Annotated in this window: 21 protein-coding genes and 1 tRNA gene; 5 read left to right on the top strand and 17 right to left on the bottom strand. The window is 33.7% G+C overall.

The window, feature by feature from the left end; genetic code table 11:
- The first annotated feature begins 191 nt into the window (after positions 1 to 191).
- The gene (gene ligA, locus ACICPZ_RS00460; RefSeq protein ID WP_264374212.1) at positions 192 to 2,189 is read left to right on the top strand and encodes an NAD-dependent DNA ligase LigA; all 1,998 of its coding nucleotides are present in this window, start codon (positions 192 to 194) and stop codon (positions 2,187 to 2,189) included.
- 38 nt (positions 2,190 to 2,227) lie between these two features.
- Here ligA and dapA read toward each other — a convergent pair whose 3' ends face one another.
- The 11 genes from dapA to ACICPZ_RS00405 form a co-directional block, all read right to left on the bottom strand.
- Positions 2,228 to 3,109, bottom strand: a complete 882-nt coding sequence (gene dapA / locus ACICPZ_RS00455) for a 4-hydroxy-tetrahydrodipicolinate synthase (protein WP_264329667.1) — start codon at positions 3,107 to 3,109, stop codon at positions 2,228 to 2,230.
- 9 nt (positions 3,110 to 3,118) lie between these two features.
- Positions 3,119 to 3,601, bottom strand: coding sequence for a single-stranded DNA-binding protein (gene ssb / locus ACICPZ_RS00450; RefSeq protein ID WP_213863027.1), 483 nt, complete (start codon positions 3,599 to 3,601; stop codon positions 3,119 to 3,121).
- A 67-nt stretch (positions 3,602 to 3,668) separates the two neighbouring features.
- A tRNA-Arg gene (locus ACICPZ_RS00445) sits at positions 3,669 to 3,742 on the bottom strand.
- Between the two features lie 13 nt (positions 3,743 to 3,755).
- Complete coding sequence (locus tag ACICPZ_RS00440) at positions 3,756 to 4,562, bottom strand: hypothetical protein (RefSeq protein ID WP_264329850.1); 807 nt, start codon at positions 4,560 to 4,562, stop codon at positions 3,756 to 3,758.
- A gap of 4 nt (positions 4,563 to 4,566) precedes the next feature.
- The gene (locus ACICPZ_RS00435) at positions 4,567 to 5,175 is read right to left on the bottom strand and encodes a hypothetical protein (protein ID WP_065094800.1); all 609 of its coding nucleotides are present in this window, start codon (positions 5,173 to 5,175) and stop codon (positions 4,567 to 4,569) included.
- Positions 5,176 to 5,179: 4 nt separating this feature from the next.
- Positions 5,180 to 6,619 (bottom strand): hypothetical protein, encoded by a 1,440-nt coding sequence (locus tag ACICPZ_RS00430; protein WP_015589193.1) that lies wholly within the window; start codon positions 6,617 to 6,619, stop codon positions 5,180 to 5,182.
- 361 nt (positions 6,620 to 6,980) lie between these two features.
- Positions 6,981 to 8,726: a type I secretion system permease/ATPase gene (locus tag ACICPZ_RS00425; protein ID WP_015589192.1), complete on the bottom strand. Its 1,746-nt coding sequence runs from the start codon at positions 8,724 to 8,726 to the stop codon at positions 6,981 to 6,983.
- Positions 8,727 to 9,416: 690 nt separating this feature from the next.
- Complete coding sequence (gene lgt, locus ACICPZ_RS00420) at positions 9,417 to 10,208, bottom strand: prolipoprotein diacylglyceryl transferase (RefSeq protein ID WP_010962823.1); 792 nt, start codon at positions 10,206 to 10,208, stop codon at positions 9,417 to 9,419.
- A 6-nt stretch (positions 10,209 to 10,214) separates the two neighbouring features.
- Positions 10,215 to 10,664: an SsrA-binding protein SmpB gene (gene smpB / locus ACICPZ_RS00415; RefSeq protein ID WP_264373688.1), complete on the bottom strand. Its 450-nt coding sequence runs from the start codon at positions 10,662 to 10,664 to the stop codon at positions 10,215 to 10,217.
- A 120-nt stretch (positions 10,665 to 10,784) separates the two neighbouring features.
- Positions 10,785 to 12,848 carry an ankyrin repeat domain-containing protein gene (locus ACICPZ_RS00410; protein WP_264373687.1) on the bottom strand — a complete coding sequence of 688 codons (2,064 nt, stop codon included), beginning with the start codon at positions 12,846 to 12,848 and terminating at the stop codon, positions 10,785 to 10,787.
- The gene (locus ACICPZ_RS00405; protein ID WP_264373686.1) at positions 12,832 to 14,178 is read right to left on the bottom strand and encodes an IS110 family transposase; all 1,347 of its coding nucleotides are present in this window, start codon (positions 14,176 to 14,178) and stop codon (positions 12,832 to 12,834) included. The genes ACICPZ_RS00410 and ACICPZ_RS00405 overlap by 17 nt, the downstream gene beginning before the upstream one ends.
- A gap of 344 nt (positions 14,179 to 14,522) precedes the next feature.
- Between ACICPZ_RS00405 and ACICPZ_RS00400 the strand changes: the two genes are divergently transcribed.
- A complete protein-coding gene (locus tag ACICPZ_RS00400) occupies positions 14,523 to 15,053 on the top strand; it encodes a Na+/H+ antiporter subunit E (RefSeq protein ID WP_077188223.1) in 531 nt (176 codons plus the stop codon).
- On the opposite strand, the gene ACICPZ_RS00395 is transcribed toward ACICPZ_RS00400, so the two are convergent.
- Positions 15,046 to 15,462: a hypothetical protein gene (locus tag ACICPZ_RS00395; RefSeq protein ID WP_006279382.1), complete on the bottom strand. Its 417-nt coding sequence runs from the start codon at positions 15,460 to 15,462 to the stop codon at positions 15,046 to 15,048. The genes ACICPZ_RS00400 and ACICPZ_RS00395 overlap by 8 nt on opposite strands.
- Before the next feature lie 304 nt (positions 15,463 to 15,766).
- Here ACICPZ_RS00395 and purN point away from each other — a divergent pair, with 304 nt between their 5' ends.
- The gene (purN, locus tag ACICPZ_RS00390; RefSeq protein ID WP_264329499.1) at positions 15,767 to 16,333 is read left to right on the top strand and encodes a phosphoribosylglycinamide formyltransferase; all 567 of its coding nucleotides are present in this window, start codon (positions 15,767 to 15,769) and stop codon (positions 16,331 to 16,333) included.
- A 2-nt stretch (positions 16,334 to 16,335) separates the two neighbouring features.
- Here purN and ACICPZ_RS00385 read toward each other — a convergent pair whose 3' ends face one another.
- Genes ACICPZ_RS00385 through ribF form a run of 4 tightly spaced genes read right to left on the bottom strand, consistent with a single transcriptional unit; the run spans position 16,336 to position 20,408 of the window.
- Complete coding sequence (locus tag ACICPZ_RS00385; RefSeq protein ID WP_264374012.1) at positions 16,336 to 17,646, bottom strand: M16 family metallopeptidase; 1,311 nt, start codon at positions 17,644 to 17,646, stop codon at positions 16,336 to 16,338.
- A complete protein-coding gene (locus tag ACICPZ_RS00380; RefSeq protein ID WP_264374011.1) occupies positions 17,633 to 18,973 on the bottom strand; it encodes a M16 family metallopeptidase in 1,341 nt (446 codons plus the stop codon). Before ACICPZ_RS00380 ends, ACICPZ_RS00385 begins: the two co-directional genes overlap by 14 nt.
- 29 nt (positions 18,974 to 19,002) lie before the next feature.
- The gene (gene lspA, locus ACICPZ_RS00375) at positions 19,003 to 19,479 is read right to left on the bottom strand and encodes a signal peptidase II (protein WP_006279329.1); all 477 of its coding nucleotides are present in this window, start codon (positions 19,477 to 19,479) and stop codon (positions 19,003 to 19,005) included.
- Positions 19,476 to 20,408 carry a riboflavin biosynthesis protein RibF gene (gene ribF, locus ACICPZ_RS00370; RefSeq protein WP_010082493.1) on the bottom strand — a complete coding sequence of 311 codons (933 nt, stop codon included), beginning with the start codon at positions 20,406 to 20,408 and terminating at the stop codon, positions 19,476 to 19,478. Before ribF ends, lspA begins: the two co-directional genes overlap by 4 nt.
- A gap of 68 nt (positions 20,409 to 20,476) precedes the next feature.
- On the opposite strand from ribF, the gene grxC reads away from it, so the two are divergent.
- Positions 20,477 to 20,815 (top strand): glutaredoxin 3, encoded by a 339-nt coding sequence (gene grxC, locus ACICPZ_RS00365; protein ID WP_007550037.1) that lies wholly within the window; start codon positions 20,477 to 20,479, stop codon positions 20,813 to 20,815.
- Between the two features lie 115 nt (positions 20,816 to 20,930).
- Positions 20,931 to 21,668: a hypothetical protein gene (locus ACICPZ_RS00360; protein ID WP_395462125.1), complete on the top strand. Its 738-nt coding sequence runs from the start codon at positions 20,931 to 20,933 to the stop codon at positions 21,666 to 21,668.
- Positions 21,669 to 21,674: 6 nt separating this feature from the next.
- Here the strand turns inward: ACICPZ_RS00360 and ACICPZ_RS00355 are convergent.
- Positions 21,675 to 22,438, bottom strand: a protein-coding gene (locus tag ACICPZ_RS00355) for an IS5 family transposase (protein WP_395462124.1) whose coding sequence is annotated in 2 segments (ribosomal slippage) — positions 21,675 to 22,084 and positions 22,084 to 22,438 — 765 coding nt in all. Because the reading frame shifts where the segments join, the coding sequence is not laid out codon by codon here.
- Positions 22,439 to 22,987 lie beyond the last annotated feature (549 nt).

Here is a 22,987-nt window from a genome sequence, read left to right as displayed (position 1 = left end):
TAATTTATTTTAATTTTATATAAATATATGGCTAGAGCAAGCGAGATCTGCTAATACAATTGAGCAAGAGAAGAATAAGTATGGCTATAGCATTGTGGCACCTTTGATATTTGATGGATTAAGACCATATGATAAATTCAAGAAAATTCACAACTTGACGACAAAGGCTAATGTAGCATTATATTGGTATCATGACTACCTTAAAAAAGATGAGAGAAAAACTGCAAGATCAAATAAATTATCATAATGTTTTGTATCACCAAAAAAATAAGCCAGAAATAAGTGATGCTGAATATGATGAACTGAAGAAAAAGTTAGCTGAAATAGAGGCACAACTTCCAGAAGCTTATGCAACACAAGATAGTGTTGGTGCTCCACCTGATGAGAGGTTTTCTAAGGTGGAACATCAAGAACCTATGCTTTCCCTTGAGAATGCTTATGATGAACAAGGTGTAGAGAAATTTTTGTCTAAAATAAAGAGGTTTTTAATTGAGGACAAAATAGAGATATTATGTGAACCAAAAATTGATGGGTTGTCGTTTTCTGCAATTTATGAGGATGGAAGATTTGTTAAAGCTGCAACTCGAGGTGATGGTTTTGTAGGGGAAGATGTCACTCACAATGTTGCAACAATAAAAGGCTTTCCTAAGTTTTTGCAAGGTGTGCAAGGAAGACTAGAAGTAAGAGGTGAAATATACATCAGTAACAGCGACTTTTTAAAGTTAAATGAAAACGATGAATTTGCCAATCCTCGAAATGCAGCCGCTGGTTCTCTAAAGCAATTGGATGCAAACATTACAGCAAGCAGACCTCTTAGATATTTTGCTTATTCTTTGATTGGTGGAGCAGAGAAAAGTCAAAGTGAGGTACTAAATAAGCTTGAGGCACTTGGTTTTTGCGTAAATGAGCATCAGTCCTTAACGAGTAGTTTGGATGGAATGCTGAAGTTCTATAATGAAGTCTATAACTGTCGCTATAACTTGGATTATGATATTGATGGAATAGTCTATAAAGTAAATGATTTGGTACTACAAAATCGTCTAGGGAATACTCACAAAGCACCGCGCTCAGCACTTGCATACAAGTTTTCTGCGGTTTATGCAAAAACAAAGTTAAATAAGATATTTATACAGGTGGGCAGAACAGGGGTTTTAACTCCAGTTGCAGATTTAGTGCCAGTCAATATTGGTGGGGTGCTAGTTAGTAGAGCAAGTCTGCATAACCAAGATGAGATAAAACGTAAAGACATAAGAGAGGGAGATATTGTAACAATCAAAAGGGCAGGGGATGTAATTCCCCAGATCGTTGAAGTAAGCAGAGATTCTCGTCTTCCAAATACACCTGAATTTGTGTTTCCTGAAGTATGCCCTGAATGTGGTAGTAAAGTACGTCAGGTTGAGGGAGAGGCGGCAGTAAGGTGTCCTGAGGAATTTGCCTGTAAAGCTCAAATGATAGAAAAACTAAAGCATTTTGTATCGAAAGATGCATTTGACATTGTTGGCCTTGGTGATAAGCAGATAGAGTTTTTTTACGACCTTGGTCTGATAAAACAAATCCATGATATTTTTACTTTAGAAGAAAAATTGGATGAATTTAATCTGGAAGAACAGTCTGGTTGGGGCAAGAAATCAATAGCTCATTTATTAAATGCTATACAAAGCAGAAGGGTAATAACTCTAGATAGGTTTATATTTTCTTTAGGTATTAGATTTATTGGCCAAGTTGCAGCAGAATTGCTTGCAGATTATTATGTTTCTTATGATAATTGGTATAATTCGATGATTGAACTGTCATCAGATAATACTGAGCTAGTAGGTATAGACGGCATAGGAAAAAAAGTAGCTGAATCTTTGGAATCATTTTTTTCTAAGGAACATAACATCAAAATGTTAAATGATCTTACTGCTTGTCTTCAAATTCTTCCTGTGAGCTCCAACTCTAGTGACTCTGTTTTAAATAATAAAATTATAGTGTTTACTGGTAAGCTACTTGCTATGAGTAGAGGAGAGGCAAAAGTAAGAGCCAAAACTCTAGGAGCAAAGGTCAGCTCACATCTTTCTGCTAAAACTGACTACCTAATTGCAGGAGAAAAACCAGGATCCAAATATAAAAAGGCAGTGGAATTAGGTGTAGAAATTTTAGATGAAGACCAGTGGCATAAAGTGATAAGTTTGGGAGTGTTCAAATGAAACTTGGATTGTATATTAAATCAAAGTTGCAAGACTATTTAGAGAGTAGCCAATTCTTTCCATCCAAGAATCATTTTATTGACTTGCCTCAATTTTTCAACAGAAGGCAAGTCTTCTGTGCTGAGCGGTAGGCGGACAGTTTGATGTTCTATAAGACCAATATCATGCAAAAGTGCTTTAGTAGGTATTGGGTTGCTGGCAGTAAATAACGCTTCGCAAGCCTGTTGCCAGATATCTGCCTGAGGGTTCCTGCCATTGAGGCACTTCTTAACATATTCATGTGCTACATATGGCCAAACATTGGAAGCAACGGAAACCAGGCCAGCCGCACCATAAGCGGCCATATCGGATATCATATTATCATCTCCACAAAAGACCTCAATATTTGGTGCAACTTTCTTATACTGAGCTAAAGTATCAACAGTGCCACTTGAATCTTTGATAGCCCAAAATTTTTCGTGGCTGGATAAGTTGCGTACAGTTTCAGCGTGAAGATTTATTCCTGCTCTTGATGGAATATTGTAAAACATAACCGGCACATGTGCTTTCTCAAGCAGCTTTTCAAACCATAAAGTCTGCCCCATAATTCCGGGCTTTGCATAAATGGGAGTTGTCATTAGATAGCCATGAATAGGCATACCCTTGCAAAAATCAAGCCATTCAAGAGTCTGATATAGATTCACTCCTGGTACGCCAATTATAATTTTTGTATTTAATTTTAGCTCACATACAAATTCAACTAACTCGCGTTTTTCAGAATCAGTAAGCGATAGGCCTTCACCTGTGCTACCCAGCAACACTACGCCATTTTCAGCTTTAACTTGCATTGTCAGTAAACGCTGCAAACTGCTATAATCTATACTATCTCCATTGCAATTAAAAGGAGTAACACAAGCAGTCCATAAAAATGTAGATTTCAATTTAAATTGTTAAAATGGTATTTCATCGTCGAGTAGTTCATCTTTTATATCGTTGTCAAAACTTTCGTGTTTATCTTTTTGTCCTGTTTCACCTTGTTTGTATTCACTTGGCTTGTAATCAGAATTTGGCGCACTATTTCGTGAATCCAAGAGAGTAAGAGCGCTATTAAAATTATATAGAACCACCTCTGTTGTGTATCTTTCACCACCGTTTTGGTCAGTCCATTTTCTAGTTCTCAAAGAACCTTCAACATAAACTTTACTGCCTTTGCGTGCAAAATCTTTGACGATTTTTACTAATCCTTCACTAAAAATTACGATATTATGCCACTCTGTCTTTTCAGAGCGCATACCGGAAAGTTTGTCAGTCCAACTTTCAGACGTGGCTATTGAAAAACTTGCCATTTCTTTTCCATTTTGTGTAGTCCTAATTTCAGGATCTTTTCCTAAATTACCAACTAGTATGACTTTGTTTATGGTACCACCAGACATAATTATGCTCTAAATAAATCCTTTTATTATCTTATGTGAAAATACTATTGTCAAATTTAATTAAAAGTGCGCTTGGAGGGATTCGAACCCACGGCCTTTGCCTCCGGAGGGCAACGCTCTATCCAACTGAGCTACAAGCGCATATATATTTAAGTTATTTAATAGATAAGCCATCCAAGTCAAATTTTTGTTTTGGATAAAGCGTAAACATAATACTCCCATATCCAAAATATACATTTTGAGAATCATTCGCATGCTTTTTTATTGCTTTTTGATCTACGGTCCATACAAAAGTTACATAATTTTCAGTGACTGAGTGCACTTTTAAATCCTTAGTGTTTATAAACAGTTTTCCATTTACCCATATTTTCCATGTATCGAGAGAAAGATATAAAATTGAGTCTAAACTCACTACCTTACAGTTGAAATTCTCCTCTTTCGCAGCTTTTGAAGACCATAAATTGAACTTTTCCATTTCATGAACCATTTTATTAACTGGCTCTTCATCAAAAAAAATGCTTTTTACGTTACTATATTGTGACAAAACGTCAAAGTCACTTTCCACTGCTTCTCTTATTATATCGTCCCGATCTGTATAGCTTAGTTTTTGATTGTTGATAAAGAAACACTCTTTTGCACGCAAATTTGCTATATCAATAAAATCGTCGATTTCTTGATTGCCAACTTTAAGAATACTTTCAAAATATCTTTTTTCTATCATCATTCCATACTGAGAATGATGACAAACCATTTCATCATTACCTTGTTTTTCTATATATACGCATAAATTTCCACTATTTAATCCTAATATTTTATGCTCAATAAAATCTTCATTGCCAATATATTGTCGGCAAGAATACTCCTTACAAATTTCTATGCTTTCTATGATATCTTCACAACTGCAATATGCATTAACATTGGAAATGAGTAGCGTAAAAATAAAAAACAGCTTTATGTTCATCACCTTATCTACTTAATATAGTATACCAATCAAAGACTATATTAGCTCTCACTATCTCTATCATATTACCATTCAAAATCTGATTCATAGTTGCAGCATCAATATTTCTCTGCTTATTTAAAATAAGAGATTTGATCATAACATAACCGGGCAGATTTGGAATAGACTGTAGAAATAAAAAAATATGCTTATCGCTGATTGAGCTTAAATTTAGGACCACTTCACTTTTTATTACTTTTGTGCGTTCACTTTTGTTGTGGAGCTCAACTTCTTCGGGTATAGAAATTGATATTTCAGGTTCTAATATATAGTACTTTTTATATAACTTGCTAAGCTCGAAATTTAAATTTGCAATGTATCTGCTACTATGTAAATTTGAAGAAGAAATTTTTTTCCATAAATCTAGGTTTTTATTTAGAACAACTTCCTTTTTTTGAATTCCAGTAATCTGTAAATTAATAGAACGTATTTTATCAATCGCAATTTGGTTTTTATTATAAATCTTTTCGTTATAGATAACAACATATGTTAATAACCCTATTAATCCAACAGATAATAACAAATACGATATAAACTGAATTGTAGCTTTTCTTTTTAATTGAGAGATAGTCATTAATCTACATTGCCTCTCCTATTTCAACATCAATAGATAGATTTTGCTCTTTAGCAGCAGGTAAGCTAGAAATATTAATGTCATAGGTACGAAAATTATCGTTTAAATTTTTTCGTAGTTTCTCGTATTGATGAGAAATATTTTTACCGGATTGAAAATTAAACTTTAAAGTTGTGGTAATATAACTTTTTGCCTCATTATAATTCCATTCAAATGATCGAAGCTCTATACCTGGTATTTTTAACTTTTCTACATACTTAACTTGTGTAAGAGGAGAGTATTCTATTTTTGATAAAATATTATTGATATTAATAAAATCATAAATTTCATCTATTTTTTTTACATTATAGCTTTGGCTAAGTTTTGTTAATTGGTTATTTAAGGTGTTCTGCTTTGCTGATAAATTATCAGCGACATTGAAATTTGAATACAAATTTAGCAAACAAAGGGTGTTTGTTATAACTAAAACCAGGGCGAAGTATAGAAAAATTCGAGGAGAGTTTAAATAAAGGTAATTGAATAGATAAAATTCTTTAGTTTCCTTTGTATTAAAAATAGCTGCTAATTTATTCTTAAAGCTATGAAACAAAATTATGGTATCGCAAAAGTTATCTTTTTCACTTATAGCTAGTTCTGCTCCTAATAGTTTGCCTAACTCATATGGAGTTAATATGTTCACACTGTTCTCTGAAAAATTTATGACTGATAAACTAGCTTTGATATCTTCTGACACTATGATACAAAGGTCGATAGGGTTATTTTTTTCAAACCCAAACTTAGTTAAGGATCGAATAGTATCTTGCACTTCCTGATATATTCCACCAGCGATAATTCCTGGTAAATTATCATTAGTAAATGATGTTAAGCGCGTAAATACCATTTTATTCTCTTTAAGAACCACTTGTCTATAGCCTCCCGTTTTAGTTGCAGCAACTATAATTTTCCAATTATTAGGATCTTTATGTAGAATCTTTTTTGTTATATTACTTATTTCTATAGGAAACATTAATATTCCCTTAAAGTTGGAGCCTATCTCAATAAACACATTCAACCAATATTCTACTAAATGCTTTGCTTTTGATGAAACAAGAAGATAGCACCAGTTTTGATTGAATTTGTTTGGCTTCTCAACCAAAAAAACTGAACTTATGTCATTATTACGAGAAAAATGCTCCATCTTTGTTTTTGCTGATAGATAGGCACTAATCTTGTTTGCCCTTGTAATAAACTGTAGCGAGTAATTTTGATCTGCATGATTAAGCACCAGGTATAAAGGTGCTTTTTTATCTGACGAAAGACATGAAATTAAATCGGAAACTGCTTTATCGTTTTTGCCCTTAACAAAATACCTTTTATTTAAAGTATTATTTTTAAAATATAGTAACATTATGCCTTCTTCTCCAATAGAAAGCATAAACTTACTTTTGGATTTTGAACTAAACATATTAACAAAGCATATACTTATCTAGAATTAAAAAGGCAATTTATTGAAATTCATTAAACGTTAGAGGGAAATATTGTTATAAATTTTCGCAGCAACATTATTTATATTATAATTTTTTTATAAAATTATCACTAATATTAAGTTATTTAGATAACAAATTAAGAAAATTCATTAAGACGAATTTGTTGTTTTTCAAATTGTAGGTAAACCTAAGCCACTTTAGCTATATCTGCCGATTGACTTTAATTAATAAGAGTTATTAATCTATTTACTATTCTTGTAATATTATTTCTAATGGTAAAGAAATATATATTTTTCTGGAACAGTTGTTATTTCAGATACAGAATTTATTGTAAGTAAACTAACCATTTGCTGAAGAGCGCTCATCTTCTGTGGTACTTGATGATGGAGCAACTAATTTGCTCAAAATCTCATCTTTTGGTCCCATAGCGTAAATGACACCATCTGACATGAGGATCACCTTATCAACTACGGACAATAACGGTAGCTTGTGAGTGATGATAACAGTAGTAGTATTTTGTTTTCTTGCAATGCCAATTGCATTAATTAAGCATGCCTCTCCATTGCTATCTAAGTTAGCGTTTGGTTCATCAAGTACTAAAAGTTTTGTGTGACCATAAAAAGCTCTGGCAAGTCCAAGAAGCTGTTTTTGGCCGCCAGAGAGCGTTACTCCTCCAGGACCTCCTATTGTTGTATCATATCCATTTGGTAAGCTTAGTATTAGTTCATGTATTCCTGCAATTTTTGCTGCTTTGATTATTTCTTCAGGATTTGGATCTGGCCTCATGCGAGCAATATTAGCTTTGACACTAGTGTTAAATAACTCAATATCCTGAGGTAAGTAGCCAACATAATTACCAAAATTTTCTCGATTCCAAGTATATACATCAGCGCCATCTAGTCTGACTACACCAGATATTGGCTTCCATACACCAACAGTTAATTTTGCGATAGTGGATTTACCAGAAGCACTTGCACCAATAACACCAACTACATCTCCAGGATCTATAATGAATGATATTCCTTTTACTGTCGGCTTATTGCTTCCATAAGGAGTAAAAAATACTCTATCAAATTCCAATTTTCCTTCAGGTTCTGGTAGAGCCATCGTTTGCTCTCTTTTTGGCGATGTTAATATAAGTCTTTGTAGCCTTCCATATGACATTCTAGCCTGATTTAAAAACTTCCAAGTATGAACCGCAGCGTCAAATGGTGCTAATACTCTACCCATTAAAATTGAAGCAGCGATGATGCTACCGGCAGTCTTATGAGCTGTGATTGCAAGTAATGCACCTGTTCCAATTACTGATATTTGCAGAGTTGAGCGCAAAAACTTAGTGATTCCAGTAATTACATTAGAGCGATTTTGTGCTTTAATTTGCATTGCTCGATTCTGATCATTTCGTTTACACCAATCAGAGACTATGAATTCTGACATGCCCATAGCTTCAACCACTTCTGCATTTCTTGTTGCAACATCTATAGCATTGATATTCCGTATAGTTTCTTCGTTGGTTTCTTGTAATATTCGTTTAGTGGCAAGTTCATTCCATATTGCCATAGAGACTAATATAATAATTCCAGTAATAGCTATAAACCCCGTGGAGGTATGTATCATGAAAATCACAACAAGGTAAATTAACGACCATGGAGTATCAAACAGTGAGAATATACCATTTCCTGTAATGAAATTTTTTATCACTCCGAGATCTCGTATTGCTTCACCACTTGAAGTTGAGCTCTGCACTGACGTTAGCCTGATTGACCTTACTATCAGATCTGGTGTTGCAGTTTTATCGATCCAATCACCTATTTTTGCCATGGCTAAATATCGACAAGTTTCAAGCATTGCAGAACATGCAAATGCAGATAAAGTGATAATTGTCAGCATAGTTAGTGTTGATACACTTTCGCTCGATATCACCCGATCAAGCACTTGAGAGGTATAAAGTGGTAGGAATAACATTAATAAATTGATTCCCGCACTAAACCAAAAGATAAACCAAAATGCACTTTTGCATTTTTCTAGGCAAACATATAGAGTACTTTGCTTCAATTCTTTTTTTATTGATGGCGTAATTTCCACAATCTTCCTCTTAATTTGATTACATGCACCATATACAATTTTTATTACAAAAATATTAATAACGGTAGTTAGCTTACTTTAAGTGAGTAAAATATTAATATATGTGAATAGGAAATATAAACAATGGTAAAAAGAAGTATAGTTAATATTTCCTTCATTGCCTATAGCGAAGCTACGTCATACCGCGATTCATTCCATAGCTGTACGAACATTCATTTTTGAAGGTAAACTGCACAGCAAATGGTGTCATGAAAGTAGCTGACACTGGGATGGCTTTGTTGCATCGCTACTTATGAAAGGCTAACTATAATTAGGATTATAAGCAACTTATTGAAAATCTTGTTTTTTTGCAATCAATCTGATCAAATTTAAGAATAGTAATTTGTTATTTATATTAATAAATTTAATTCTATTGAAAATAGCTAAAGCATTGAAATTCTTGAATTTTAGCCAGATTAGTGAGTGGTAGTGAAATTTCTTTTACTCAAATTTAGGTATTCACTGACCGTTCTTGTTATAAATACCAGAATAATAAGCTACTGATATTCTCCACCTTTTTTATCTTTAATCCATCATAGCTAGCGATGCAACAAAGCCCACCGATTCATTCTACTGCAACGCAGAAAATTCGTACAATTGTGCATAATGTGGGGCTTCTGGCTACATTTTTCTATTGAACTCACCTTTTCTCTATGTGACAGATTTCGTATTAAATTTTAAATTTAATGCGCCTAGATATACAAGCATTCCTAGCAAAACCATAGGTATAGAAAGCAACTGCCCCATAGTTAAATCAAGCCACAAATAGCCAATTTGATAGTCTGGTTCGCGAAAAAACTCAACGAAAAAACGTGCTATTCCATACCACATAACTGCAATACCAGTTAACGCACCGTGATACAGTCTTATTCTAGTTAAGAAAAACAGTGAATTTGCAACTGCAAAAAGTAGCAGTCCTTCAAAAAGTGCCTCATAAAGCTGGCTTGGATGATGCAGCAAATTATCACCACTCTCTGGAAATACCATACCCCATGGCATAGTTGTAACTCTGCCAAATAACTCTCCGTTTATAAAATTGCCTATGCGACCTAAAAATAAACCTATGGGAACTCCGCAAGAAACTAGGTCCAGTGCATAAAATGTAGGGATATTATGTCTTTTACACGAAATTATTACTGCAAGCAAAACTCCTATAGCACCACCATGAAATGACATCCCTCCTTCCCAGGTCTTCAATATCTCAATAGGGTTGCTTATATAAAGAACTGGATCATATATCAATACGTAGCCAAGTCTACCTCCAAGGATAATACCTACAATAGTGGCTGTTAATAACGAATCGTAAAAATTCTTAGTAAATATTTTTTGGTCATCTAGCTTATGTAAATACCAATATGCAAACACTATACCCAAAACGTAGGCTAAGGAATACCAATATATAGAAACAGGACCGATGCTGAAAATTACTGGATTTAAAGACATATTTTGCTATAAATTATTTTTAGACAATCTACTTTTTTCACGATCCCACTCTCTCTGTTTTATGGTTGCTCTCTTATCGTAGAGTTTTTTTCCTTTTACAATGGCAATTTTAGTTTTTGCAAATCCTTTATCGTTAAAATAGACCGAAAGCGGCACAACAGTTATCCCAGCAGTCTTGATTTGACCAATTAGTTTATTTATCTCCTTTTTATGCAAGAGTAATTTACGTTCCCTTTTTGGTTTATGATTTTTTTGGTTCGCAGCTTTATATTCTGCAATATGCATATTGTGCAGCCATACTTCGCTATTCTTTTCAACAACGTAGGCGTCGGAAATATTTACTTTTCTTTCTCTTAGCGATTTAACTTCACTGCTTAATAAGACCATACCCGCTTCAAATTCTTCTAAGATGAAATATTCAAACCTTGCTTTCCTATTTTCTGCAATAACTTCCATATCTAAAGATATCTTTAAGCTTCAATATATTACAGAGTTTTTGACTTAATTCATAATAAAACAGTTATCCCAATAAATATAAGGTGCCAGGCTAGTCTGATAGCAACAGGATAACAAAAATCAAGTAAGTGCTTTTTCTGTCTCTCTAGGCACAAGTTCCTTTACTTCTTTCATTTCAGTTTTAGGCTTTGACATTATATATTGACCAGCACCAACTATGAGCGCAGATCCTGCAGCTAGTCCAATTATTGCTGGTACAGATAGGGCAGTAGCAAATGCAAGTGCAACACCAACTATCACTGCAGTTACAAAACACACAATAACACCTTTTACAATTGCATTTTTTGCAGATTGTTCTTTTTCTTTCACAATTGCATTTTTTCCAACCTGTTTTTCTTCCTTTTTCTCTGGAAGCTGCATTACATCTTTATTTTCAGTAAGATCCTTTGGCGTTTTTTTATTCTCATTTTTTAACGTTTGCTTTTTTTCCGCTTCCTCTAAAAGCTGAATTATACCTTGATCTTTAGTGAGGTCTCTTGGCGTTTTTCCATCAACATCTTTTAATGAAGGGTCTGCTTCAGTGTGTAGCAGAACTTCCACCACTTTTATTTTGCCATTTTTAGCAGCAAGATGTAAAGGAGTACGTCTATTACCATTTTTTGCCTTAACCTTTGCTCCTTTTGCGATTAGAGTTTTTACTATATCTTCGTGGCCATTTTCAGCAGCAACATGCAAAGGAGTCCATCTATCAGCATCCTTTATATTAACATCTGCTTTCTCAACTAGAATTTTTACTACCTCTATGTGGTTATTTTCAGCAGCAAGATGTAAAGCAGTACATCTATCATCATTTTCTGCATTAACCTTTGCTCCTTTTTTGATTAGAATGTCTACTACATCTTTATGGCCCTCTCTGGCTGCAAGATGTAAAGGAGTCTCGTCCACAATACCTTCTGCATTAACATCTGCTTTCTCAACTAGAATTTTTACTACCTCTATGTGGTTATTTTCAGCAGCAATATGTAAAGGAGTACATCCATCATCATCTTTTGCATTAACATTTGCTCCTTTTGCAATGAGAATTTTTACTACATCTTCGCAGCCCTCTCTGGCAGCAAGATGTAAAGGAGTACATCCATCATCATCTTTTGCATTAACATTTGCTCCTTTTGCAATGAGAATTTTTACTACATCTTCGCAGCCCTCTCTGGCAGCAAGATGTAAAGGAGTACATCCATCATCATCTTTTGCATTAACGTTTACTCCTTTATTTAATAGGTTTTTCACCTCCTCCTCATTATTATGTTTAACAGCTGAATGCAAAGCTTTGATGTTCTCTTGTGCCTTTAATAGAGCTCCTTTTACCACTTCATGGCCTTTTTGAAAAGCAAATGTTAAAGGAGTCCATTTATAATGATCTTTCGCATTAACATCTGCTCCTTTTTCAATTAGAGTTTCTACTATATCTTCGCGGCCATTTGCAGCAGCAAGATGTAAAGGAGTCCACCCATCACTATTTTTTGCATCAACGTTGATTCCTTCTGCTTTTGATAGAACTTGTACTATCTCTTTGTGGCCATTTGTAATAGCAAGATGTAAAGGAGCCCATCCTTTATCATTTTTTGCATTAACATTTGCTTCTTTTCCAATTAGAGTGTTTACTACATTTTCGTGGTTCTTTTCAACAGCAAAATGTAAAGAAGTCCATCCATCACCATTTTTTGCATCAACAATTGCTCCTTTTCCAGTTAGAATGGTTACTACATCTTCGTGGCCATAGTGAGCAGCAATATGTAAAGGAGTAATTTTATTATCATGTTCTGCATTAATATCTGCCCCGTTTTCAATCAGAGCTTTTGCTACATTTGCATAGTTCCAATAAGAAGCAAGATGTAACAATTTGACTTTCTTAGAATTTTGACCACAAGATATAGTAAATATGTAATTTATGTCAGATCCACTATCGTTGTCAGGTTTACTCTTTTCCCACTCTTGACATAAATCTGGATCTTCTTCTTGTAACTTAGCTTTTATTTTTTCAACTATATTGTCCTTGCTCAAATCTGAAAGGTCATTTATTTTTTTTAATATTTCCATAAATTTGTCATATTTCATAACTTCCTCACTTAAAAAACATAACTTAGTTGTTATATCTTCTAAGAAACTCCTAAGAACCTTCTTCATCTATCGGCTCCTCTTTCATTAGTATATAACCAAATTCCTTTGCTTTTTTAGTCAAATTTTTGACTACTCTCTCTTTGTAGAGTGTTTCATAATAGTTCATTCCTTTTTCTACATATTCTTGTCCATATTTTAGCATATTATAAAAAATACATGCTAATTTCCTTGCTGTAGCAGTGATCGCTTTTGGTATCCCTAGTCGCTTCTTTAACCTCCTGCAGTATGCACCAAGTGCAGTGTTGCTTCTTGATACACAATGAGCAGCAAGTCGCAAGGCAGTTGCAGCACGATTAACAACTTTACGAGTTCTTGTTCCAATAATTTTCCCTCCTGTAATTTTATTAGCAGGACTTAATCCGAGCCAGGAAGAAAAATGCTTTTCTGTCCTCCATTTATTGTGATTTATACCTGTTTCTGAAATGATAGCCTGTATACTTAATACATCAAGTCCTGGAACTCTAGTAAAATCCATCCCCGTTATTCGATATAAATCTTCATCTACGGCAAAATCTGGACTATTCTTCTGTTTTCTCTTTCGTGTCTTATTCAATGCCCTGTTCTCATTCGACTTTGTTTCAAATGTTTTATAGTAATTTTCTATACTTTTATCACATCCCGTTATTTGCTCTTGAAAAAAAGTATATGCTGCATATTCTTGTTTTAGCACAAACAAGTGTTCCTCTCTATAATCACCAGCTAACGCTTTTGCTATAGTAGACTGATCATTTTTTATTCGTGCATCCCTGAATTTAGCCAATTTCTCAGGATCTCTTTCGCCTTCAATTATAGCTTCAATGATTTTCATACCAGTTATCCCAGTAATATGACTAATAACCTTGTGTAATTGAATATTCATTTGAATTAGCGCTTTTTGCATACGTTGAGTATGTTTAGCTGCATTTTCAATTAGATTAGCACGTTGTCTAACGTAACTACGCAGTACACACATTTGATTATCCGGTCTAAATGATCCTTGAAGCAGTCCATAGCTGTGCAATTGTTGCAGCCATTGACAATCTTGAACATCAGACTTTCTACCAGGCACATTTTTGACATGTCGCGCATTTACTAATTTTACTTCAAATTTATGTGATTCTAATATTTGAAATAAGGGAATCCAATATACTCCAGTTGACTCCATGGCTACAGTTCTAACCTGACACTTTTTTAACCACTTTGCTAAGTTGTGTAGATCTACTGTAAAGCACCCAAATTTTTGGATACGTTGTTCATCTCTTCCTTCAGGTACACATACATAATGTACAGTCGAGCCAATATCAATCCCTGCTGCATCAAGGTTTATTGTTTTTAATTTACTTTTTGCTTCTGCCATATAAAATCCCTCCTATATTATTATGATAAGAAGCACTTCAGCTTGGGACGGTTAGGTTATACAATCTTCTAAACGAGGTAGCCCAAAAAGAACTCCATCAATGGTTTTACCATTTCCCCCAAAACCATGCTTTCAAACGGGCATTTATAGCACCATTGATTGTTTCGGTTATAGCTGCAGAAGCGCTTCTTCATAACACTATACCCAAAGAACATAAAGTAAAGAGGGAGTTTCTTTTTGGTTTTACAGATTTTATCTGTTCTGGGCTTTCAACATAGAAGTCAAGAACCTAAATATTCGTTATTATCTTTCCTTAAAGAGTCATTTAAGTTATATTACAGACTATGAAAAACCTCAACTTTAGGAAGGAAATCAAGTTTTTTTCTCTGTCATTTATAATTTTATTTGTTCTATGGACTGTATTGTCTGGTTATTTTGAGCCGTTTTTTATTTTTTGTGGAGTGTTTTCCTCTATATTCACATCGTTTATCTTTAGAAGGTTGATAAACGCTGAAAGAGCTCTTAGCCAGATTTTAAATAGTACGAGTAGACTATCGTTTTATAAGTTAGTAAGTTATATACCGTGGTTAATGTACCAAATCATTTTATCAAGTGTTTATGTAACAAAAAAGGTGCTACAACTCAAATCTAAGCTTGAACCGATTATTATCCTAAGAAAATGCAAAGGGCATAATGACGAAAGCATTGCGTTATTTGCCAATTCAGTCACAATCACTCCCGGAACTTTAACTATCAATGTTGAAAGCAAGCAAAAAACGTATTTGTCTACCATATGCTTGATAGATAAAAACCTTGAAAGCGGCATTTCTGAAATAGAAAACAAAATCTTAAAAATACTACGTTCAGTTAAGTAATTGCTTTAAATAAGTTAACAGCATCCTTATATTCCCTTACAAGACTTTCAAGCATTTCTTTTGGAAGGCTATTATTAACAATAGAACATAAATAATTATATAAATCTTCTAACCTTAATATGTTATTTCTCTTCTTGCTGTTAAATTTATACGGAAAAATACCTTCCATAACTTCAATAGTAGTAGCCTTGTTTAAAAATACATTTTCACTTGTCACGCTTATTCTTGCTAAAACAGTGTTAATTTCAGGTTCGTCACTCGTATAAAAATCTGATAGCTGAGTTATTCTAATAACGTACAAAGTTACTATTTTTGACAAGCAATTATCAGCATATTCACAATTTTTTATTACCTCCCACTGAGTAACCTGAGATTTACCTATTTTTGCATTGTTCGGTAATTTACTCATTGAACTTTCTCCATTTAATCCAGTGTAATAAATTATACTAATACTTTGTTAAATAAATAATAACGCGATTACAAAAATATATACTTATAGTGGTATATTATACAAAAATAGCACAATATCTAAGCATTAAAGCTAGTTTTAGCTGGGTACATGGGGCTATTCGTTATTTTGTGTTGTCCAGTGAGGTCCAAAATTAGAGGTCCACTTATATAAAGAGTTTAGTCTGCCTTCTTTGCTATAAAATAAGTTTTCCTTTTGAGCTGTTTTGTTAGTATTAACTAAATTCTAAACTAACTGTGCTATAATGAAAAAGATAAAACTCGGAATACTAATTTCAGGTAGGGGGTCGAATATGCAGGCCTTAATAGAAGCATGTCAAGATCAGAATTTTTCCGCAGAAGTTGCATGTGTTATCACAAATAATAGCGAAGCTGCTGGTCTGAAAATAGCAGAGCAAGCAGGAATCTCAGCGTTTATTGTTAAAGATAAACCGCTTGATGCTGGTAAAATTCACGAAATACTTGTTCAACATAAGGTTGATTTAATTTGCCTTGCAGGGTTTATGAGAATTCTCAAAGCTGATTTTCTGAGTAAATGGCATAACAAGGTGATAAATATTCATCCCTCTTTACTTCCGTCTTTTAAAGGTCTAAACGCTCAAGAGCAAGCTCTAAAAGCAGGTGTAAAAATTACAGGTTGTACTGTACATTATGTCACTCCTGAAGTTGATGCTGGAGCCGTAATTGCTCAAGTTGCTGTGCCAGTGCTACCAGCTGATGATATTCAAAGCCTCTCAGAACGCATTCTAGCTGAGGAGCATAAGTGCTATGTAAAAGCAGTAAGATCAATAGCAGAAAGTATTAATTATTGATCTTAAGTGTTTCTTCCAACTTCAACAAAAAATAAATTTTCTGGTTCCAGCAAAGAACTTGCCAGTTCGTTTACTTTCTCTAATTTAACGTCATTAATGACATTCGCATAATTATTTATACGGTTAACATCACGATCATTTATCTGCATATCATCCAGCAGCATTGCTGTATTTATGTTATTGGACAGGCGAAGGACAAGATTATTTACCAAGCCAATTTTTGCATCCTTGAACAATTGTTCGTCAATTCCTTTCTTTTTTATCCTGCTCAATGTATCTCTTATTGCAGATATGGATTGACTGGCAGTAGAGCTATCAGTACTTAAACCCCCAGCTATAATATTTCCATGCGTATAACTGGCCATAGAGGCACTAATACCATAAGTAATTCCAAGATTTTGCCTTAGTTCTTTCATCAGCACTGAATTCAGCCCCATACCACCAAGCGCATTAACCAAAACTTGAGCATTATAGTAGTCTGGATCTTCATAAGCTATACCTTTTTGAGCAAAAAGTATCACACTCTGTGGTATATCCATAAAAATATTCTTACTTTCTGCAGGACCAAAATCATTTTTCACAGGTATTTTTCTAACTTTTGATCTTTTTGACGGCAATTTAGATAAATATTTATCTAATAGCGTAATAATTTCTTCTTTTTTTGCACAACCAGCAACACTGATAACTATGTTATCTTTAGCAAAATTACGCTTTATGTATGTTAAAACATCGTCTCTAGTAATGCTCACTCTAGTGTCAAGAGTACCGTACATACTTTTTGAGTAAGGGTGTTTTTTAAACAACAACGTATTCAATTCTTCTACAGCAACAAAGCCAGGATTTTTTTCAAGATTATTAAAATCAACTTTGGCTTTCTCGAAAACTCTATTCAACCCTTCAGGGTCAACTTTAGGACGCATTATAGTATCGCTCAGTAATGAAATTGCTTCCTCTAGATTGTCAGACAAAGTATTTAATGAAACCCTAAATGCTTCTAAATCAGCAATAAAATTTAAACTAATCCCTTTATCTTCAAGCTTTTTCGCAAAATCTTTGGCATCATTTTTTCCTGCCCCTTCTTGAATTATAAGAGAAGTAAACCAGGTAAGTCCCTGTTTTTCTGCATTCTCATACACATAACCTGCATCCTTGAATGATATATTTAGTGAAACTTTTGGCAAATCATGATTTTCTACAAATAAAAACTTAAATCCTTTACGGGTGGTGACCTCCTCTATATTTAGGTTACCACTTGCTTGTAAATTAAAGCCTAAACAGAAAAAAAATAGAAATATAATTTTACTTATTCTCATTATTATCTCCTTTTGGTAATAAACGACCAATTAACTTATTAGCAGAAAAAATAGCACGGATTTTATTATTTACATCCTCTAGATTGACATCATTAATCTTGCTATATGAAATATCTATTTCATCAAGTGGAATGCCAAGTGCTAGGTGCGGCACATAAAACATTGCTATATGAGTTAAGTCAGATAGATTATCAAACTGTGCTGCTTTGTATCTATATTTTGAGCTTTGTAATTCCTCGCTCGTCACCCCTTTAGATACGAAGCCATTAATAGTATTATCTAACTCTCTTTCAACAATATCTAAATTAGCGCCACTTTTTGGAATTATCATAATATCAATGTAGCCATCACTAAAAGCTAGGCTATTATAATAAGCAAACACTGATACTGCCACATCTTTATCTAAAACCAAATCTTTATACAGTTTGCTGGATTTGCCGCCACCTAAAATGTCAACCGCTAAATGAGCAGCGGAAGCTTCATTTATGTGCTCAAATAAGGGAACACGATAACGAAAATATAAAACTGGTTCTTTTACTTCAGTGCTTTCTAAGGTCACCGATAGACCTGCGTTATGTACTGGTTCCTGATTAGGGTAATGCCTAATTATAGGCTTAGCTTTAATTTCGCCATATTTTTCTTCTGCTAATTTCACTACTTCATCAAACTCCACATCACCCACAATCAGCAATATTGCATTACCAGGGTGATAATAACTATCGTGAAACCTCACTATGTCATCCTGATTGTAAGTTTTGATATCGCTCTCCCAGCCAATAACAGATCTACCATAGCCAGTACGATAAAATGCACTATCCATTTCTTCCCATAACAAGTTATGAGGTTGGTTATCAAATCTCATTTTTCTTTCTTCCAGTACAATGTTTTTTTCTCTATCTATTTTGTCTTGAGTAACATTAAAGTTTCCCATTCTATCTGCTTCAACTTCCATTGCCAGTGGTAAATCTTTTTTGGGGACCAACTCATAATAACAGGTATATTCTTTAGTGGTAAACGCGTTAAATTTAGCCCCAATGCTACTCATAGTGGCTTCTATGTCTTTAAACTTTCCTGTAGTTTTAAACATTAAGTGTTCAAAGTAGTGAGCCAATCCTGCTTTGCCGATTGGATCATCCATTCCCCCAACTTTGTATATTACTGCATGTAAAACGGCTGGAATCCGATGATTAGAAACAACATAAACATCTAGTCCGTTACTGAGTTTAGTATATTTTATGTTGTGCTCTATGTTTAAAGCATTCGAAGAAATTGGGTAAGTAAAAAAAAGTACAGGTAGTATAAGAAAACTAAAAAACTTATGAAGCATTATTTCGACCTAATATAAAAACAATTATTTTATTCCTCATTTTGTTTAGAAATAAGCATATCGTATATATACCACTTATATAACAATGTAAACATTCCACAAACTATAGATAAATCTGCTAAATTAAAGGCTGGCCAATACCAATCATCAATATGAAAATATATGAAATCATATACAGCTCCCCAATAGATCCTATCAACTACGTTTCCGATTGCTCCACCAATCATCAGAGAAAAACCAAGGTAAGTTGACTGATCGTCAGACTTGTATATCAAATATGCAAGTATACCAATTATTAGTATTGAAAATGCTGAAAAAAAGAAACCGCCATGTGGTAAAGCGCTACACATTCCAAAACTAATACCTGAATTCCAAACTTCAACTAGTTTTATAAAACTAGCGATCTCAATTGATTCTCCTTCATCAATCAATGAGTTTATGTACAATTTGCTCGTTTGGTCAATCAATACTATAATTAATATAACAACTAAGCATAACTTTTTCATAAATTTGCCTTTAACCTATAAACTTTAAGTATATCATAATTTATCTGTTTTGTTAACTCCTCAATACTATGGAATTTTTTTTCTGACCTTATGAATTTTAAAAGTTGTATATTGACTTTATGACTATATACGTCTTCATCAAAATCGAATATGTGCATTTCTATTATAGGCTTTTTCAGATCCTTAAAAGTAGGTCTCATACCAATATTGACTACTCCATATAACCAATTTGGATTACTATCAGGAAAAGTCACTCTAGCGTAATATGTGCCAAACTTAGGTTTTATCATGCAATCTTCTATAGGAATATTTATGGTTGGAAATCCTATTTCTCTACCTCTACATGCACCTTTTGTCACAACACCAGAAACTTGATAAGGCCTGCCGAGCAATTTATTAGCAATTTCTATTTCGCCCCTTTGTACATACTCCCTTATTGAAGAAGAAGAGCAAATTTTGCCGTCAATTGTTAATGGCTCTAATTTAGTCAAAGAGTATCCATATATTTCAGAATATTTCTCTAGAGTTAATATATTACCCAATCGTTTATGACCAAAAGTGCAATTTTCTCCGACAATTATGTGTTTAGCGCCATATTTATCTATTAAAATCTCACTGATAAAGTCATCGCAGCTAACCTCAGAAAAACCTCTATTAAAATTAATAATATATAAGTAATCTATACCATAGCTGCTGATTAGTTCCTTTTTTTGTTCTTGGTCTATTAACCTAAAATTGTTTCTACCAAATAAAACAGTTGATGGGTGAGGCTCAAAAGTTAAAACTGCAGAGGGTAATCCTCTTTCTTGTGCTACCTTCTTTAGAGTAGAAATTGCAAACTCGTGTCCTAAATGAATGCCATCGAAATTTCCGAAGGTTAGTGCTATATTATTTTCTATTCCTTGCTCACAATTATAAATAATTTTCATACAATTTGATGTTTTTACATGTTTCTTATATATAATAACTATATTTTAGTAAGCTACGGAGATAAATTGTGAAAAATGTTGTGATATATGTAAAGAAGGGCTGTCCATACTGCATAAGGGCAAAGGATTTACTAGATAAAAAAGGTGTGAAGTATGAAGAAATTGATGTGCTCAAAAACTCAGATCTATTTAACGACATAAAATCAAAGTATAACGTTAGAACAGTTCCACAGATTTTTATCAACGATAAGCACATTGGGGGGTGTGACAAATTGATGGATCTTGAAAAAGAAGGAAAGTTGGATGATATGCTAAATAATAATGACAATCACACTGATGTCACAACCTACACAAACAGCAATGATGAATGTGGAGAGTGTGTTATACCACATGATGATTTTATGTAACTTTTTATCTTGTTTTGTCGTGTAATACGTAAATGAAAACTAGTATGCTCACTTTGAACAATTCTTAATGAATTAAAAATACAATTCATTCAGTGAGTTTTTTTAGTGGGAAAAAATGACAAAAAATATTTCAATTATTAGCAGAAACTTAATTAGTATCGAATTAGTTAACAAACAAGATTTAGAGAATTTCATCAAGATTTTCACAGTGCTTGATAAACATATAGCAGCTAAAACACTTTTTACAGAAGAAGTGAGAATAGAGTATAAACAACACAACGGCATAGAAGTTGTTGAATTGCTAAAAGATACAGACTTTACATATCATGAGGTTGAAAATGTATTGAACCACCTGAGTAAACATGGAATGAAGGTGCCCAGCAGTGTTATAGCACACACCCTTTTTGCTGCATACAATCATGCACTTGAATTTAAGGATGTAGCATTTTCCTTTTCTGAAGGCTCTCCACAATTTAACATCAGAGTGAGTAAGAACACCTTCATAATAACTCCTATGAGTGAGGAGAATTTGGAATTGAATTCACAAAGTAGCAAGAAATTAATAGAGTCACTAAAGAGCGAAAAAAGTATTTATGATTGTATAGCAGAAGAAAATACCATTAAAGTTATAGTGCATTCTGAAATGCATCAAGCTATAAATTTGATTATAAAGTCACTGATAAAGTCTCGCCTTTTAGCAAAAGAGGAAGAAGGAAAATTCAAAGAGAAATTGAGACAACTTGCTTTTAAGGATCAAGCTTTTGTTGAGTATTCTAGCATCAGAACCATCAATAGGTATCCACATAATCATCCTCTGAGGAAGCATGAAAGTGTTACTAAGAACCTGTCTTGAAAGGAGTTAAGCAGCTAATTTAGTAAGCATAGAAGTAATCATATTAAATAAGATATTGTTTTTTGAAGTAAGAGGAGAATGCTCGTAATCCTTGCTCATGCGTCTAAAATTGGAAAGCCAAGCAAAGGTTCGTTCTACAATCCAACGTTTAGGAATAACCTGAAATCCTGTATCAACCAATTTCTTGGTAATCATTAGCAAACATCCAGTTTCCAACAAACATCGATTTTGTAATTTACCTTTGTATCCTTGATCAGCAAAAAACTTACGTAATGTTGGAGCTTTGCATTTAGCTTGAATAAAAAGATTGGTAGCACCATCACGATCCTGAATGCTTGCGCTGTGTACCTCTGCAGTAATTACAAGACCTAGTGTATCTACAATAATATGGCGTTTTCTACCCTTTATTTTTTTACCGGCATCATATCCTCTTGATCCCCTTTTTGAGTCGTTTTCACTGATTGACTGTCAATTATACCTACTGAAGGTGTTTCATTTTTACCAACCATTTTTCTTACCTCTTTTACTAGCATGTCATGTATTTTTTTCAATTTTCCATTATTACGCCACCTGATAAAATAGTCATACACCGTTTTCCATGGGGGAAAATCCTTTGGTAGCATTCTCCACTGGCAACCACCCCTCATTATATACCTTATTGCATTAATAATTGTTCTGATGTTATGTTTTCTTGGTCGTCCTATCGCTCCTTGTGCAACATAGGGCTCTAAAATTTCCCATTCCTTGTCACTTATATCACTTGGATACAATTTACCCTCCTATTTTTTGCTTACCTCATCATACTCTTTTCTTTATTCCCTTTCAAGACAGGTTCTAAGGATATAGAAAATATTTTATGTGATTTCATAACAAATGAGAACAGCGAGTTTGCTATAGAGCGACTAAATAGGCTGAGCTCAGCAGTTTCTCCGGATACTCCAAGAATCATCACTAAAACTATAGATAAACTTGTTAAGTTTCACTAAGGTATACGAGAGCCAATAGACTTCTTATATTACCTTCTGTCATCCAAGTAGCTTGGCTACTTGGTTCTTTTTTTGGGTTCCAGCTATGTACATAGCTGTATGAACATTGTAGCCGTTATTCAAGTAGCCCGCAGAAGCGAAAAACTTACTTGACAAACTCCGCCAACTCCCTTATCATGAAACTGAAGCTATTTATTTATCTTCTCTGTACAGATTAAATGACAAAAAAACTCACGTATCTGGCGTCTCATGTTTAATTTTTTGCACTATGTGCACCTTATGTCTTTATAAAACTTCTAGGTTTTTACCTAATATAAGCTAAAATGCGCTTAT

Source organism: Wolbachia endosymbiont (group A) of Melitta haemorrhoidalis (assembly GCF_964273365.1).
In the GTDB taxonomy this organism is placed as follows: Bacteria; Pseudomonadota; Alphaproteobacteria; order Rickettsiales; family Anaplasmataceae; genus Wolbachia; species Wolbachia pipientis.
Note: the sequence above shows the minus strand (reverse complement) of the source record. Positions and strands in the feature narration are given on the sequence as shown.

Coding starts and splice junctions, on each gene's coding strand:
- ligA (WP_264374212.1), top strand. CDS start 192: ATGACTACCTTAAAAAAGATGAGAGAAAAACTGCAAGATCAAATAAAT.
- ssb (WP_213863027.1), bottom strand. CDS start 3,601: ATGTCTGGTGGTACCATAAACAAAGTCATACTAGTTGGTAATTTAGGA.
- ACICPZ_RS00440 (WP_264329850.1), bottom strand. CDS start 4,562: ATGAACATAAAGCTGTTTTTTATTTTTACGCTACTCATTTCCAATGTT.
- ACICPZ_RS00435 (WP_065094800.1), bottom strand. CDS start 5,175: ATGACTATCTCTCAATTAAAAAGAAAAGCTACAATTCAGTTTATATCG.
- ACICPZ_RS00430 (WP_015589193.1), bottom strand. CDS start 6,619: ATGTTTAGTTCAAAATCCAAAAGTAAGTTTATGCTTTCTATTGGAGAA.
- lgt (WP_010962823.1), bottom strand. CDS start 10,208: ATGTCTTTAAATCCAGTAATTTTCAGCATCGGTCCTGTTTCTATATAT.
- smpB (WP_264373688.1), bottom strand. CDS start 10,664: ATGGAAGTTATTGCAGAAAATAGGAAAGCAAGGTTTGAATATTTCATC.
- ACICPZ_RS00410 (WP_264373687.1), bottom strand. CDS start 12,848: ATGAAGAAGGTTCTTAGGAGTTTCTTAGAAGATATAACAACTAAGTTA.
- ACICPZ_RS00405 (WP_264373686.1), bottom strand. CDS start 14,178: ATGGCAGAAGCAAAAAGTAAATTAAAAACAATAAACCTTGATGCAGCA.
- ACICPZ_RS00400 (WP_077188223.1), top strand. CDS start 14,523: ATGAAAAACCTCAACTTTAGGAAGGAAATCAAGTTTTTTTCTCTGTCA.
- ACICPZ_RS00395 (WP_006279382.1), bottom strand. CDS start 15,462: ATGAGTAAATTACCGAACAATGCAAAAATAGGTAAATCTCAGGTTACT.
- purN (WP_264329499.1), top strand. CDS start 15,767: ATGAAAAAGATAAAACTCGGAATACTAATTTCAGGTAGGGGGTCGAAT.
- ACICPZ_RS00385 (WP_264374012.1), bottom strand. CDS start 17,646: ATGAGAATAAGTAAAATTATATTTCTATTTTTTTTCTGTTTAGGCTTT.
- ACICPZ_RS00380 (WP_264374011.1), bottom strand. CDS start 18,973: ATGCTTCATAAGTTTTTTAGTTTTCTTATACTACCTGTACTTTTTTTT.
- lspA (WP_006279329.1), bottom strand. CDS start 19,479: ATGAAAAAGTTATGCTTAGTTGTTATATTAATTATAGTATTGATTGAC.
- ribF (WP_010082493.1), bottom strand. CDS start 20,408: ATGAAAATTATTTATAATTGTGAGCAAGGAATAGAAAATAATATAGCA.
- ACICPZ_RS00360 (WP_395462125.1), top strand. CDS start 20,931: ATGACAAAAAATATTTCAATTATTAGCAGAAACTTAATTAGTATCGAA.